The sequence below is a fragment of the Albimonas pacifica genome, assembly GCF_900113695.1.
In the GTDB taxonomy this organism is placed as follows: Bacteria; Pseudomonadota; Alphaproteobacteria; order Rhodobacterales; family Rhodobacteraceae; genus Albimonas; species Albimonas pacifica.
On the sequence record NZ_FOQH01000023.1, the window covers coordinates 1 to 13,724 of the forward strand.

General features: G+C 60.5%; 15 protein-coding genes. 9 read left to right on the forward strand and 6 right to left on the reverse strand.

Going from position 1 to position 13,724, the window contains the following annotated elements; genetic code table 11:
- The 4 genes from BM064_RS25690 to BM064_RS27225 all read left to right on the forward strand — a co-directional run.
- On the forward strand, positions 1–553 hold a 553-nt coding region (locus BM064_RS25690; protein WP_143103467.1), incomplete at its 5' end, for a DNA cytosine methyltransferase.
- Positions 546–1,331 (forward strand): endonuclease, encoded by a 786-nt coding sequence (locus tag BM064_RS25695; RefSeq protein ID WP_092866177.1) that lies wholly within the window; start codon positions 546–548, stop codon positions 1,329–1,331. The genes BM064_RS25690 and BM064_RS25695, both read left to right, overlap by 8 nt.
- A 41-nt stretch (positions 1,332–1,372) precedes the next feature.
- Positions 1,373–2,332, forward strand: a complete 960-nt coding sequence (locus BM064_RS27220; RefSeq protein WP_143103468.1) for a hypothetical protein — start codon at positions 1,373–1,375, stop codon at positions 2,330–2,332.
- A 1-nt stretch (position 2,333) separates the two neighbouring features.
- Complete coding sequence (locus tag BM064_RS27225; protein WP_143103469.1) at positions 2,334–2,909, forward strand: hypothetical protein; 576 nt, start codon at positions 2,334–2,336, stop codon at positions 2,907–2,909.
- An 8-nt stretch (positions 2,910–2,917) separates the two neighbouring features.
- Here BM064_RS27225 and BM064_RS25705 read toward each other — a convergent pair whose 3' ends face one another.
- Both BM064_RS25705 and BM064_RS27230 read right to left on the reverse strand, forming a co-directional pair.
- A complete protein-coding gene (locus BM064_RS25705) occupies positions 2,918–3,457 on the reverse strand; it encodes a recombinase family protein (protein WP_092866183.1) in 540 nt (179 codons plus the stop codon).
- 122 nt (positions 3,458–3,579) lie between these two features.
- Positions 3,580–4,854: a WD40 repeat domain-containing protein gene (locus tag BM064_RS27230; protein ID WP_143103470.1), complete on the reverse strand. Its 1,275-nt coding sequence runs from the start codon at positions 4,852–4,854 to the stop codon at positions 3,580–3,582.
- A gap of 53 nt (positions 4,855–4,907) precedes the next feature.
- Between BM064_RS27230 and BM064_RS25710 the strand changes: the two genes are divergently transcribed.
- The gene (locus BM064_RS25710) at positions 4,908–5,264 is read left to right on the forward strand and encodes a hypothetical protein (RefSeq protein WP_143103471.1); all 357 of its coding nucleotides are present in this window, start codon (positions 4,908–4,910) and stop codon (positions 5,262–5,264) included.
- On the opposite strand, the gene BM064_RS25715 is transcribed toward BM064_RS25710, so the two are convergent.
- Complete coding sequence (locus BM064_RS25715; protein WP_092866189.1) at positions 5,261–7,267, reverse strand: type IV secretory system conjugative DNA transfer family protein; 2,007 nt, start codon at positions 7,265–7,267, stop codon at positions 5,261–5,263. The genes BM064_RS25710 and BM064_RS25715 overlap by 4 nt on opposite strands.
- Before the next feature lie 633 nt (positions 7,268–7,900).
- Between BM064_RS25715 and BM064_RS25720 the strand changes: the two genes are divergently transcribed.
- Complete coding sequence (locus tag BM064_RS25720; protein WP_092866192.1) at positions 7,901–9,613, forward strand: MobA/MobL family protein; 1,713 nt, start codon at positions 7,901–7,903, stop codon at positions 9,611–9,613.
- 7 nt (positions 9,614–9,620) lie between these two features.
- On the opposite strand, the gene BM064_RS25725 is transcribed toward BM064_RS25720, so the two are convergent.
- Positions 9,621–9,887 (reverse strand): hypothetical protein, encoded by a 267-nt coding sequence (locus BM064_RS25725; protein WP_092866195.1) that lies wholly within the window; start codon positions 9,885–9,887, stop codon positions 9,621–9,623.
- Positions 9,888–9,968: 81 nt separating this feature from the next.
- Positions 9,969–10,316 (reverse strand): hypothetical protein, encoded by a 348-nt coding sequence (locus BM064_RS25730; RefSeq protein ID WP_092866198.1) that lies wholly within the window; start codon positions 10,314–10,316, stop codon positions 9,969–9,971.
- Between the two features lie 297 nt (positions 10,317–10,613).
- Between BM064_RS25730 and BM064_RS25735 the strand changes: the two genes are divergently transcribed.
- Entirely contained in the window at positions 10,614–11,300 is a 687-nt protein-coding gene (locus tag BM064_RS25735; protein ID WP_092866201.1) for a ParA family protein, read from the forward strand.
- A 1-nt stretch (position 11,301) separates the two neighbouring features.
- Positions 11,302–11,643, forward strand: coding sequence for a stability/partitioning determinant (locus tag BM064_RS25740; protein ID WP_092866205.1), 342 nt, complete (start codon positions 11,302–11,304; stop codon positions 11,641–11,643).
- A 19-nt stretch (positions 11,644–11,662) separates the two neighbouring features.
- On the opposite strand, the gene BM064_RS25745 is transcribed toward BM064_RS25740, so the two are convergent.
- Positions 11,663–12,604 (reverse strand): replication initiator protein A, encoded by a 942-nt coding sequence (locus BM064_RS25745; RefSeq protein WP_342741399.1) that lies wholly within the window; start codon positions 12,602–12,604, stop codon positions 11,663–11,665.
- A 673-nt stretch (positions 12,605–13,277) separates the two neighbouring features.
- On the opposite strand from BM064_RS25745, the gene BM064_RS25750 reads away from it, so the two are divergent.
- Positions 13,278–13,718 (forward strand): very short patch repair endonuclease, encoded by a 441-nt coding sequence (locus BM064_RS25750; RefSeq protein ID WP_092866211.1) that lies wholly within the window; start codon positions 13,278–13,280, stop codon positions 13,716–13,718.
- Positions 13,719–13,724: the final 6 nt, after the last annotated feature.

The following is a 13,724-nucleotide window of genomic DNA, read 5'->3' on the forward strand; positions in this document are numbered from 1 at the left end:
GCTTCTCACGTCGAGCGCCCGCACGGGCCACACCGAGATTTCCCGCAGGCGCTTCGCCGAGACCGAGCCCGGCTCCGTCGAGCCGATCAGCCGCTTCTTCAAGCTGCCCGAGCAGGGCGTCTCCAACACGCTCAGAGCGGGCACGGACGGGGCTAGGGGCGCGTTCACCAGCCCGCGGCCCATCCACTACCGCTACGCCCGCTGCGTCACCGTGCGCGAGATGGCGCGGCTGCACGGCTTCCCGGACTGGTTCCGCTTCAACGTCACCAAGTGGCACGGAGCGCGCCAGATCGGCAACGCCGTGCCCCCGCCGCTCGCCAGGGCGATCGCCGGCCAGGTGATGGACGCCCTGGGCGTCGTTCCGACCCGCCCGAAGGGCATCGTCGAGCTGGGCGATCCCGGCCTTCTGGCGCTCGACATGTCGGGCGCGGCGGCGCATTTCGGCGTGGACGCTCCCTCGGGCCGGCGCGACCGCAAGAGCGGGGCGACCAAGCGCAAGCAGATCGACATCGAGCGCGAGCGCCTCGCGGCCCAGGCAGGGATGCATGGCTAAGGCGCGAAACCGCTACCAGGCGCTCATCGAGAAGATTTTCTTCGACCACTGGCGCGAGGGCGAAACCGCCTTCGAGTTCGACCGCCAGGAGATCAAGGACGCGGCGGCCGAGTTGGATATCCCGCTCCCCGACAACCTCGGGGACGTGATCTATTCCTTCCGCTTCCGCACCGACCTTCCCGAGCGCGTGGCGGCGACCCAGACGCCGGGCAGGGAATGGGTGATCGAGCTGGCCGGCCGCGCCCGCTACCGCTTCAGCCTCGTGAAGATCAATCGAGTGCTGCCGCGCGAAGACCTGGTGACGATCGCCATCCCCGACGCAACGCCCGAGCTGATCCGCGCCTATGCGCTCGACGACGAGCAGGCGCTCTTGGCGATCGTGCGGTACAACCGGCTGATCGACACCTTCCTCGGGCTCACCACCTACAGCCTTCAGAACCACCTTCGCACGACCGTCAAAGGCATGGGCCAGATCGAGATCGACGAGCTGTATGTCGGTCTCGACAAGCGGGGCTGCCACTATGTGATCCCGGTCCAGGCGAAGGGCGGCAAAGACCAGATCGGGATCGTCCAGGTCGCCCAGGACGTGCGCTACGTGGAGCAGAAGTTCCCCGGCATGCGGTGCCGGGCGATCGCCGCTCAGTTCATGAGCGACCAGGTCATTGCGCTTTTCGAGCTGACGCTTCAGGGCGACGAGATCAAGGTCGTCGAAGAGCGGCACTACCGGCTCGTGCCGGCGAAACAGCTCGATAATGACGCGATCCGGGACTATCGTTAATTTTTGTGAACGAATAAGCGAAGGCATCGAAGGGGGAACGAATGGCATTGCCGTCAAATTATCGGTGGGTCGTTGTGGGGAAGCTTGCTATTCGGAACCGCGCGAAGTCGCCCAGCTATGCGCCGAATTTCAATTTGGTGGATTTAATAAATGCGATGAAAGATCGAAAAGATCGCGGCGATCATTATCGAATGTACTCAAGAAACTCAAAAATAATGTGGTGCGAGAATGTAGACAAAAGTAATGACTATTATAAACTAATTATACAACTTGGAGATAAGAATGTAACTGGCGTTTCATTTCTTCATTTCGATACCAAGAAAACTAGAGACATATCGAAAGAATTGAACGAAGGTAGTCACTATGCTGCTCACGTTCTTATAAAGAAATCTCCAGATAAGACTGGACGACATCTGATTCTCATTGAGAAAGTGCCGGGTCTTCATCTCTCGTCGGTGAAAGATCACCTAACGTGGATTTTCAAGAATCCTCTCTATGAAAAATCCGCGAAAGACGATGACGGTAAGGATAAAAGTTTTCGACCCGTATTTGAGATAGAAGGGCATCAGTCTAAAACTATTCGTGAAGCGCTGCGAACAGGTGTGCTCCAGGACATCGAGTTTATTTCATATGAGGAAAATCACGATGACGGACTCGATGAAGACCCAATAATCGAAGACGTTGTGCATGAAGCGCGGTGGGAAGTTAAGAAGAAGGTTACGGAAGACCAGGCCAAAACGGTTTTTACTAAGGTTGGCGATTTCTTTAAGAAATTCCGGGACGGCGATGGCGAAAGGCAAATTTTTGTCAGAATAAAGGCCGACAATGGGCAGATAAGGCGAACTGAAGTACATCACAATGGCGATGAAATTCTTGAGCAGGCATTCGTTCAAAACGAGATCGTGAGCGATTTTGATCCTCCATTGCCGCCGCGCTATGAGGATTTTCGCCAAGATATGATTAGAAAGATGGTTGAAGTCGCGAAGAACGTGGGCGACTGATATGTCTTTCAGGAAGCATGCCAAAATATTTACGGTGTTCTCGTTCTTGCGGCTGAAGAGCGAGGACATTGTGTGGTATCAGTGGATATACCCGACCGCTATATTTTCAATAGTATTTGGCCTCTTCATCTGGAAGGGTGGGGAATTTTTGACTTTCGATAGGGGGGAATTAATAAAAGACGTAAATTCATTAGTGGGAATTCTTGTTGGTTTTTACATCGCTGCCCTGGCGGCGGTGTCAAGTTTTTCGAACGAAAACCTCGATCAGTTGATGAAAGGCCGGGCTCCAACGTTAATCTCTGTGCGGCAGGGTGCAGAGATAAAGGAAACACTAACGCGCCGTAGGTTCCTATCTATTTTGTTTGGTTATTGTGCATCATTGGCAATTATTTTGTATGTTTTTGGGGTAATTCAGACTCATATAGTGGTGATATTGCCAGATATTGAGTGGGTGAAGTGGGCCTTCGGAGCGTTGCGAATGCTGGCGTGGGGTATCTACGTATGGATTATTTCAAGCTTGCTTGTCGTGACGTTATTAGGGCTGCACTACCTTGTTGAACGTATGCACCGAGCTTAGCTCAGGGCCTACGCGCGCCGCACTGTGGATACGCTGACCCCGAAGAGCCGGGCGATCTCGGCCAGGCTGCGCCCGTCCTCATCCCGCATGCGCCGCGCCTCGTCCCTCTGAGCATTGCTGAGGGCCGCAGGCCGGCCGCCGAAGCGCCCGCGCTTGCGCGCAGCTTCCAGCCCTTCCTTGGTCCTCTCTGAAATCCGCTCGCGCTCAAACTGCGCGATCGAGGCGAAGACATGGAACACCAGACGGCCCGCCGGGGTCGTGGTGTCAATGTCCTCGGCCAGGGAGCGGAAGCCCGCTCCGGCGTCTTGGACGGTCTTCACGATGTCCAGGAGGTCATGCAGGGACCTGGCGAGGCGGTCGTACTTGGCGACCACCACCACGTCGCCAGGGCGGAGCTGATCGAGCATGCGGTCCAGCTCGGGACGCTTGCGCGCCGTGCCGGTGATCTTGTCGGCGAACATGCGCTCGACGCCTGCGGCCGTGAGGGCGTCCGTCTGGGCGTCGAGGGATTGGTCTGCGGTGGAGACGCGGGCGTAACCGATGATCATGCGCTCAGGGTATCAAAAACGCTCCAAAACCCGAAAGGTTTTGGAGGGGGTTTTTGACGTTGCCCACAGCCTTGTTTCGCGCCGGTCGCGCCGCCGTGTCAAAAACGACCGTTAAAGCACACCTAAAAGCGCCACATATATATTGCTGGGTCGCTGCCAGTAACAAATAGGGATGATCCATCCTCCGAGAATGATGCTGATTCAAAGGTGGAATGCTTGTCGCTAGCCAAAAGTCTTGTGTTTGGGGCCATCGTATCAGTAGACCAGATGTAAATTCCATGATCCCCAAGCGTCACGAATTGTCTTCCAGTGGGCGAGATAGCGATATGGCGAACATCGAAATCTTTTAGATTAATCGATTTTGACTTCGTCTTTTGGTTGGTATCAAATACGGCAAGCTCGACGTGATCCCTGTGTCTGATAGGGTGGATTGCAATCTCATGATCTTTGTTGAATCCGGCTGTTGTATAGCGTCTAGAGTCGGCGAGGTAGCTGTCCGGGATTTCGACATGCTGATATCTATCAGTTGGGATGCTAAATACATGCCCGCCATTCGCGCATACAATTGCATGCCCATCCTTTGTCAGGCCATGAATTGAGTGTAGTGCCGCGCGGGAATTTGAATGGCCGGAGATGCTGACACTGCATAGTGTCTTGTTCGTGGCCGCCGATATGTCATGTATTAACAAATTTCCATCCCATCCAACGCTCAAAAACTCATTATCACCGGGCAAAAAAATGGCATCTCGTGACCAATAGCCATGGCCAGAGAACGTGGACAGTTGCTTTCCAGATGCTACGTCAATAAGTGAAACGGTCTGACTAATGCCGGTTGTGAGCGCAAGGGAGCCAGATTGATTAGTTCTGACGCTAAACAAGTCTCCACCTTGCGCGCGAAGCCGAGCAACAACTTTCCCTGTCGAGATCTCCCATTTGTAGCAGCCGGACTCACCGGCGCTCAGAAAGTGGCGATTGCCGGGCAAGGTGCAAACAGACCAATTCCGAAGAGAAGGCCCATTTTTTCCTTGAATCCAGTTCGAAAAAGACTCCTTGGCGCGGAATATTCGAGACGGAAATAGGTGGGGTGGCGATTCGAAATCAAGCTTGATAGATGGTGTCGCTTTTTTAGAGTCAGTGGGGCGCGCAGTTCGAGTATGAACCACGACACTCGTTTTTTTGACTACCACCGCGGACTTGGAGGACGGCGCAGCAGGCGGAGGGGGTTTGTCAGGTTCTGCGCTCTGGGTGCCAGTTGCGACAAGATACGCCTGCTTGATTAGGCGCTCTTCTAACTTGGTGCCGGCCTCTTCCAGGCGCGCCTTCATCGCTGCGCGTAGCATCGGGCCAGACGCATTCCGAGAAACGCCGAGAATGTCGAAAGCTTCGTTTAGGGTCATCGTCCGCGGCCTATTTGATTTCGTTGTGTTGTTTGTGAGATAATAAAGATGTTTTGGAAAAAGAAGAATTTGCAGAATTTAGAAAACAACTTGCGTTGGCGTTCAAAGATCGTGCGCCGAACACTGAATGTTTGGAGGTCGTGCGCCTATTGGCGAGGCTGCCAACGGCCTTCCGGGCAGAATTTGGGGACGAGTGGCGCGAGGTTGCGAACCCAGAGAGGTTCTTCGTCAAAGCCAAATTGGCCCACGATGCAGAGTACCTGACATCCGCAGCGTACATGTATCTCCACGTCCTGTTGATGACGGAGATCGGATTTGAGCCCGAAGCACGCGAGTTCGAGATCACCGAACTCGCTGAAGACATGGCTTTCGAAGAAGGCTTCTCCCTACGTCCCAACGGCATGGACTAAACCCCCTCTCGCTCAATGAGCCGGAGATAGGCCAGCTCAATGGCTTCGATCATCTGATCCGACCCGGCGGCGTTGTGCATTTGCCTACGTCGCGCATCGAGGTCGGCCCGTCGGAATCCCTCCTGCAACCCGAACATCGCAAGCGCCTGGTCCCGCGAGACCGTCAGAGGCTCCGGCGGCGCGAGCGCTTTCTGGGCTTCCTGCGCGATTTGCTTGATGCCGCCCCCCGCCCCGATCGAGATCGGGCTTTGGCGCGTTGCCGCGCGCATCCCGCGTTCCTGGTGGTCCGGGTCCGGGTCGTAGAAGGCGACCGGCAGCTCCGTGTAATAGGGCGCGGTTTTCACGCGCAGGGCGCGCTTGCCGAAGCGCGTGACGATCATGTTGCCGGTGTCGGGATCGAGGTAGCGGCGAAGCTGTTCGGGGCTCATCACCTCGCGGTCTTCGCCCCCGCCGCCGATGGCGCGGGCGCGGGTCTTCGCGCCGATCATCTTGCCGAGATAGTCGAGGGTCGGGGTGTCGTTGCTGGCCATCCAGTAGACCGCATCGGCGTTGCCGATCCAGGTCGTCCAGGACTCGGGATAGGCTTTCTTCAGCGTGTCGATGTCCTGGGAGATGCCGAGAAGCTGGACGCCGTAGGCGCGCAGCACAGCCGGCCCCACGGCCAGCTTCTCGATCGTGCCGAGGCTGGGCAGCTCGTCGATGGCGAAGAAGCATTTCGGCTTCAGGTCGCCGGGGATGTACTCGAACACGCCCAGGCCGAAGACCGTGAGCATGCGGAACCAGCCCGACAGCTCGACGCTGAGCGCGCCGGTCGGCGCGCAGACGAACACGTCCTGATTGCCGAGCTTCAGGTCGTGCAACGAAAAGCTGGACCGCTTCGAGATCGCGCGGAGCTGTTCGTTGTCGTAGACGCCCAGGCTCACCTTCAGCGTCGCCATCACGTCGCCCGCGGAGCGGGCGTCGTCGAACATCGTCGCGGCGGCCGAGATCGCCGAATAGCGCCGGTTCCGGCGCATCGCCGTCAGCAGGGCCGCGAAGCCTTCGACCGAGGTCGGATCGCGATTGAGCTGCTTGCGCATCTCTTCGCGCATCTCGCCCGAGTAGCCCAGGTTCACCAGCTCGCAGACGCGCAGGATGTTGCGCTTCTCGCGGGGTTCCGTGGTGAGGACGTGCAGGATCAGGCCGGTGAGGAACTTCCGCGCGGCGCGCGGGAAGAAGGGCTGACGCCCTTCGATCCGCACCAGCCCTTCGGAGATTTTCTCCGCATACTTCACCGCGCCTTCGGGGCCTTCGCGCTCTATCGCGCGTTCGATTTCCTCAAGCGGGTTCCAGGTCGCGGAGGTCACGCCGGGAACGATGCCGTAGGGGTCGAGCACGGCGACGTCCTTGCCCACGCCGACGACGCCGTTGCCGCCCCGCCCGCGCCGGCGGTGCAGGATTTTCGCGATCTGCCCCTTCGGGTCGATCACGAAGGCATTGCCGGGGTGAAGCCCCAGCATGGTGATGAGCAGGGTGGTCTTGCCCGCCCCGGTGCTGGCGAACATGAAGAGATGGCGTTCGAGCTTGGTTCCGAGAGGCTGGAACAGCCCGAAGCCCATGATCGACATGCGCCCGAGCAGCACGTCGCCGGGGCGATAGACCAGGCAGAGCTTCGCCAGGATGCCGGCGAAGCCGCCCGTGGCCTTGCGGCCCGCGGACCATTCGCGATCGCGCCAGGCTCCGAAGTTCAGCCAGGCTTGCGCGAGCGGCCGCCAGGGCAGCCAGAGCCACAGGTGATAGGTTCCAGGGTTCCAGACGCCGAGGCGGCGGGCGACGATGCAATAGAGCAGGTGCAGCGCGACCGAGGCCGCGAAGCCACCTGCGAGCAGCGTCACCGCGCCGATGAAGACCGGGTGCTCCACCATGGCGGCGACCGGCGGCAGGCTCAGGACATACCGGAGCAGCAGCGCCAGGACGCCGAGCATGGCCGCGTTCAGCAGCAAGCGGATGAAGAACCGCTGCACCCCGTCCCCCGTTCAGGTGGAAACCCCGTCCATTCATCCTAAGCCGGGGCTGCGCGTCCAAGGAAGCGCGGATCGTTCGAAAAGACCCGAACGGCGGCGTCGTGAGGCCGGTGCAGGAACGGGTCAGAGTTGAACCGGGGTGACCCTGATGCCATTAACCTGTACTTAAGGAATGTTATGGGAAAATGTGGAGAGCGCACTTTTGGGTTTGCAAGCAAACCCGCGCGCTGTCGGCCCCTTGGGCCGATGTGCTCATAGCCGCACGGGCCTAGTCATTCAGACGCCATGACAGGCTTGAAACGCTCTTGGGGTCACAGACCCCGCCGCTAGGCATCCCTCGACGCCTGCGGCATCGCGCGAAACATGTTTCGCGATCGTCGACCTGAAGACCGGGACGCCCGGTCTCCATGTCGGCGGTCGCATCCGAGCCTCGCCGCGCTTGCGCGCTCTGGCCTCGGTGCGATCGCGGCTTCGCCTTTTGCGCGGGACGTCCTTGGATGCAGCCGGTTTGGCCACCGGCTTCCGCAAGGGAGACTGCTTGTCCCGCCAAGGCATCGCAATCGACCTGCCAGACCCATGGGATCGCGGTGATTGCGAACGGTTTCGTTCGCAACAACGCAAGGGGTCCGCAGGGTGGCCATCTACAGTCTGAACATGCGCTCCATAGGCCGCCGTACCCATGCCGAAGGCACGGCCGGCGCGCACATCCGCTACATCGCCCGCCAGGACGCGCAGCCTCATTTGATGGCCGGCCGCATGCCCGACGACCCGAACGAGGCCCGCGCCTTCCTTGATCGCGGCGAGCGGGCCGATCGCAAGAACGCCCGCGTCGTGGACAAGATTAGGATCGCCCTGCCCTTCGAGCTAGACGAGGTGCAGCGCGCCGCGCTCGTCCAGGACTTCGCCGAACGGCTCACCGAAGGCCGCGTGCCGTGGTATGCCGCGATCCACCAGACCGGGAAGGACGCCCACAATCCCCATGTGCATCTGGTGATCCGGGATCGGGACATCGAAACCGGCAAGCGGCATGTGCGGCTGTCGGATTCGGCGCGGGACTGGCAGAAGGCCGGCCGTCCCGATGACCACCCCGTGCAGCATGTGCGCTCGCTCTGGGAACGGACCTGCAACGACACCTTGGAGCGCGAAGGCATCGAGGCCCGGATCGACCGGCGCAGCCTTGAAGACCAAGGCAGCGAGCGCACGCCGCAAATCCACATCGGGCCGCAGGCCCAGCATGTGGAGACCCACAAGCGCCGGCCGGAAAGCCGCGAGACGCCCGAGCGCTCTTGGCGACGGACGCAGTATCGCGACAAGACCCCCTATCCCGACATCGACCTCGGGCGCACCCGCAAGGAGCGCAACGCCGAGATCGTGGATCTCAACATCGAGCGGGCCGCCCGCTCGCCCGACTTCGAAACCCGCAAATGGGCCGAGTTCGAGCGCGAGCAGATCGCCAAGGATCGCGTGCTCGAACGCGAGCGCATCGCCGAGGCCCGCCGGCAGGAACGGGACCGGGACCAGGTGCGCATGAAGGCCCGCGCTGCGCGCGAGGACATCCAGGCCCGGCGCGACGACGAGCAGGAGTGGGCCAGGATCGCCGTGGAGCGGCTTTGGGAGGCGAAGCGGGTTTCCCTCGCCGAAGATCAGGCCCGGCGCTCAGCGGCCCTCCAGGAGGCTCAGGCGCGATTTGCGGCCCGGTTCCTGCGCATGGTGGACATCACCGGCCGCACCCGCGAGGCCCAGGACCGCGAGCGGGCCGAGCTGGACGCTCGCCAGGCCAGGGAACGCCAAGAGGTCGAAACCCAGGCCAGACGCGAACACGCCGTGCACCAGCAGGCCGTGAAGGCGCGCTACGCGGCCGAATTCCTCGAAGTGCGCGCCCGGCGCAGCGCCGAGCTACGCGCGCTTCAGGATCGGCATTTCGAGGCGGTGCAGCGCCAGCAGCTCGACTTGCAGTATCGCGAAGCCGAACGCGCCCAGGCGCAAGCGGCGATGACGCAGCAGGTCGCCGAATGGAAGCGATCGGCTCAGGTTCAGGAGCAGCAGACCCGCCAAGCTCAGGCCGGCGGCGGTCGGGCTGCGCCCGAGCCTCGCCGGCAGGCTGCGAACGACGAAGGCAAGGCTCCCCCCAGGCCGGAGCCGCCCAAGAAGCCGGCCGAGCCCCCTGCCCCGCCTCGGGACCGGCGCGCGCAGGAACCGTCACGGGCGGAGCGCAGCCGGGGCGACGGGCCGCCTGATGCGGATTTCTTCAAGGACCAGGTGCAGCGGATCGCGGACGAGCAGAAGACGGAACAGGATCGCGGGAAGCCGCAAGACCCCGATCCGGGGCCGACCTACGAGCCGTGAGGCGGCATCAAGCTTGATGTGCTCCCCGGCCGGTGAGGCCGCCATAGATGTAGTTGACCAGTTGCTCGAAGGCCGTGGCGAAGCTCGTGCCAGGGGTGCCTTCCATGCACTCTTCGATCCAGTCTCGAAGCTGCGCGTCGGTCACATATTGGTGGCCGTAGATGCGCCCGGTGATGAAGTCGTAGGCGTGCCATTGGCGCTTCTCCATGTGGACGGCGTGTTCCGTGTCGTCCTTATGGCGAAGAATGCGCATCTCCGTCGCCGCGTGCTTCAATGCCTCTTCTCTGGAATGATAAAATCTCTTCATTCCTAGACGATAGCAGATCGGATCGCCGCCGCGCAAATTTGAGATCGATCAGGGGTCCAGGCCGCTCGCGTCGTCGAAGTCCTGTTCGAAGGTCTCCTGTCGCTGACCCAGGCGCTCGCGCAGGAATTCTATCCGTTCCTCGCGCTCCCGCTCGAAGGCCGCATCGACTTGCGAGACCGTTCCGGCGCTCGAGCCGCCGGGGGCTGGTGCAGGAGCCGGCGTCGCCCGGTTGTCGATGAGCGTGGACAGCTCGTTCGAGGTGGGGATGTCCGGGAACTTGGCCGGATCGAAGTCGTATTTCTCGGGCGTGATCGGTTCCCGCTGCACGGTCTTCCTCGCCGCCTCCGCTTCCACGAATTCGCGCATGAAGGTCGAGAATTCGGGATCGTCGGGCATGTGCTTCTCCGCGGTCCAGGCCGGTGCATGCCAGCAGTAGACCACGGAAGCCCCAGCTCTTCACCCGGATATCGGCCTTGCGGCCGATGTCATCCCGAGCCCCCTACAGCGCTATGTGGTGGCGCGGGGTCTCGGGATGACGGGACTGCACGTCTCGCAGGGCTAAAATGATATCCGATAGCTACCAGATATCTCTTATAGGTTGTGGATATCTGGTAGCTATCGGTTTACGGGGCTGTTGCGTAGTGGCAGACTCAATTCTGAAAGGGCCTCGCACCCGACGAGGATCAAACCGCCATGCCAGTAATTTGCTTCGCCAACCCCAAGGGGGGCTCAGGCAAGACCACCACCGCCCTGCTGCTTGCAACGCAGCTCGCCGACCGAGGCGCGCGCGTGGTCGTCATCGACGCCGACCCCGAGCGGTGGATTTCCCAATGGGGCCGGCTGGACGGCCGCCCGGAGAACATCGAAATCGTCGAGGGCGTCAGCGAAGACGGGATCGTCGATGCGATCGATGAAGCCTCAGAGCGAGCGCAGTTCGTCATCGTCGACTTGGAAGGCACAGCGAGCCTCATGGTCGCCAACGCGATCGGGATGGCCGATCTTGTGGTGGTGCCGCTGCAAGGGTCTTCCATGGATGCGCGCGGGGGGGCGAAGACGATCAAGCTCATCCGCAACCAGGCGCGCATGGCGCGCCGAGAAATCCCTTATGGCGTCGTTCTCACCCGCACGAGCGCAGCGATCATGTCACGCGCGCTCCGCAACGTGCGCGAGCAGCTTCTTCGCGGCGGCATCGACATGTTCGAGACGCCGATCGTCGAGCGCGCCGCCTACCGGGACATGTTCGACTATGGTGGGGGTCTGTCTGCGCTCGATCCCGGCCAGGTGAGCAATCTCGATCGGGCGGTTCAGAACGCACGCGAGTTCGCCGGGGAAGTGCTGGCACGGCTGAAAGATGCGCAGGCCGTGGCAAAGGCGGTGTGAGATGAGCAAGGAACGCGCCGATCTCGGATTCGGGGACGAGCTGGAAAGCTTCGATCCCGAAGCATGGACATCGAAGCCGAAGGTGCGGGAACCTGCACCGAAGCCCGACGAGACGAAGAAACTGGCCGAAGCCGCCGGGTTTCGGAGCCGCGAGGCGACGGCAGCACCAGCCCCTAGACAGCAGCGCCGCCGACGCACCGGCCGAAGCGCGCAGTTCAACATCAAAGCCAAGCCGGAGACGATCGAGGCGTTTTGCGCCATCGCAGACCGGCAAGGGTGGGGCATCGGCGAGACGCTTGAGCACGCCGTCGCCCTTCTCGAACGCGAGTATCTGGATAGCTAACGGCTATCTAATAGCTATCCTACGCGCGCCCACGCTTTTCATACCAGCTTTTGCAGAAGCGCAGAAAATGCCGCTCCGGCGCTTTAGGTGCGATTTCCTCTCGGCCGCACCAGTTGCGCCATTCCGATTCGAGATAGTGAACGTCCCAGGACGGGGCCGCTTCGCGAGCCTCGTGGTAGACCTCGGGGTCGAGCGGACCTGACCAGGACGAAGAGGGCAGGGCGGCGCTCATCGAGCCGCGGTTCGTGAACGTCACAACGTCCGTCTCGGCGTTGAATGACACGCTGTAGTCGGGAAGGTGGTCGTGCTCGGCGAGATGCCGGATCATCTGCCGGAAGCGCTTCTCGGGGCTTTGCGAGCCCGACTTTTTGAGCAGCAGCCCCAGGCCGATTCGCCAACTGTCTTGCTGGCCGCAATGCTTGCGAGCCAGCTCGTAGACCCGGCGCTCGATCGGTTTGCGGAGCCGGAAATAGTCCCGGTGAAGCGTCAGAACCTCATGGGCGCGGATCGCGTTGAACACCCAATCCGACAGTTTCACTTCGCACCAGAGCAATCGACCGTCGAGACCGTGCTTCCGGCGGATTGACGAGGCGTCGATCAGGCCGAAGCCGTCGATCTGTTCTTCGTCCCCAGTGATGATGTTGGTGCGAATCCGTGTCCCTTCGAGGCGATCAAGAGCCTCGATCAGAGCCATGTAGTCCCGGCCGCTCGTGCCTCGGTTCGTAAATATCAAAAGGTCTCGCGAGTTTATGCGGACCCGCGGCGACGTGATTTCCTCCCCGCGCCGGACTTTCGCGACGATTTGCGAAATGCAATAAATAAGTATATCTTTATCATATATTGTAGCCAGGCCCTTAACGCTTGGCGTTATTTCAAGCCAATTCCCATTATGTTCGTATCTACGAACGGAAGTTTCAGGCTTCTTCGAGAGGGAGTAAAATGGATGCTCCATATGCTGCATGACATCTTTGAGTACCGCGTCGGCCACGTCGCAGATGAAAAGATCATGCTGCGGGTGGCGATCCGGCAGGAGGGGAGCAAGATTGTTCGTGGTTTCAGTGACCATGCCTGATGTTCGTGGTTTCAGGTACCGCGGTCAAGATTCGTGTTATCAGTTACCCACAGGCGAGATTCGTGGTTTCAGGTACCGAATCCGGGATTTCAGTTACCCAGATTCGTGGTTTCAGTTACCGGGCGATCTGAAAAAGTTTTTTGATTCAGTCACTTGTGGGGACTTATCCACAGCTTAACACTATATTTAACACATACTAACACCAGAAGGTTTTCGCTTCAGGACTCACCAAAAGCAGATCGAAGCTTTGCAGATGCCGTTCCCTTGCTTGGAATGAGCCCTGGTCCACCGAACGCAGAGCCTCAAGGGGTGGGTCCTCGCCATGCTCGCATCGAAGATGCTGCGCGTGGCTCCGGTCCCGCTTCGCGCCCTTGATCCTCAGCGCCCGGCGGCCCTTCTTCGGGCTCAAGCAAGGGACGGCTCCGAAAGCAGATCGGCTCCAATCCGCCGAGGTTCCGAACGGGGCAGGGGTTCCCGGTTTCACGACCCCAAGCCCCGGTTGGACGGCGCTTCGACCCCTTCCAGGGGTGTAAGGCAAATACAGGGGTTATCGAGCGCAGCGATGGACACGCGCAGCCTGGAACAGCGACGACGGATCATGCAGGCGGTCGGGACCAAAAACACCGGCCCTGAAATCGTCGTGCGTCGCCGGCTGCACGCTCTGGGCTACCGCTTCCGGCTTCACCGAAAGGACCTGCCGGGAAAGCCGGATATCGTCCTGCCAGGCCGCCAACTGGCGATCTTCGTGCATGGTTGCTTCTGGCACTGGCACGGCTGCCCGAAGGGCCAGCTCCCCAAATCCCGCCAGGATTATTGGCTCCCGAAACTTGCGCGTAACCGCGAACGAGATAGAACGAACGAGGAACGTTTGGAATCGCTCGGCTGGCGCGTCGCCACGATCTGGCAATGCGAAACCGCGGACATCGACGCCCTGGACGCTCGCCTTCGAAGAGTTGTGGATAGATCGGAAAAGCCGATCGACATCCAGGGGCCGCTTCGGTAAGCTCGA

What these genes read in the sequence shown, in the direction of transcription:
- BM064_RS25740 (WP_092866205.1), top strand. Translation starts at nt 11,302, where the DNA reads ATGAGCAAGGAACGCGCCGATCTCGGATTCGGGGACGAGCTGGAAAGC.
- BM064_RS27220 (WP_143103468.1), top strand. Translation starts at nt 1,373, where the DNA reads ATGGCATTGCCGTCAAATTATCGGTGGGTCGTTGTGGGGAAGCTTGCT.
- BM064_RS27225 (WP_143103469.1), top strand. Translation starts at nt 2,334, where the DNA reads ATGTCTTTCAGGAAGCATGCCAAAATATTTACGGTGTTCTCGTTCTTG.
- BM064_RS25735 (WP_092866201.1), top strand. Translation starts at nt 10,614, where the DNA reads ATGCCAGTAATTTGCTTCGCCAACCCCAAGGGGGGCTCAGGCAAGACC.
- BM064_RS25705 (WP_092866183.1), bottom strand. Translation starts at nt 3,457, where the DNA reads ATGATCATCGGTTACGCCCGCGTCTCCACCGCAGACCAATCCCTCGAC.
- BM064_RS25745 (WP_342741399.1), bottom strand. Translation starts at nt 12,604, where the DNA reads ATGCAGCATATGGAGCATCCATTTTACTCCCTCTCGAAGAAGCCTGAA.
- BM064_RS27230 (WP_143103470.1), bottom strand. Translation starts at nt 4,854, where the DNA reads ATGACCCTAAACGAAGCTTTCGACATTCTCGGCGTTTCTCGGAATGCG.
- BM064_RS25695 (WP_092866177.1), top strand. Translation starts at nt 546, where the DNA reads ATGGCTAAGGCGCGAAACCGCTACCAGGCGCTCATCGAGAAGATTTTC.
- BM064_RS25750 (WP_092866211.1), top strand. Translation starts at nt 13,278, where the DNA reads ATGGACACGCGCAGCCTGGAACAGCGACGACGGATCATGCAGGCGGTC.
- BM064_RS25730 (WP_092866198.1), bottom strand. Translation starts at nt 10,316, where the DNA reads ATGCCCGACGATCCCGAATTCTCGACCTTCATGCGCGAATTCGTGGAA.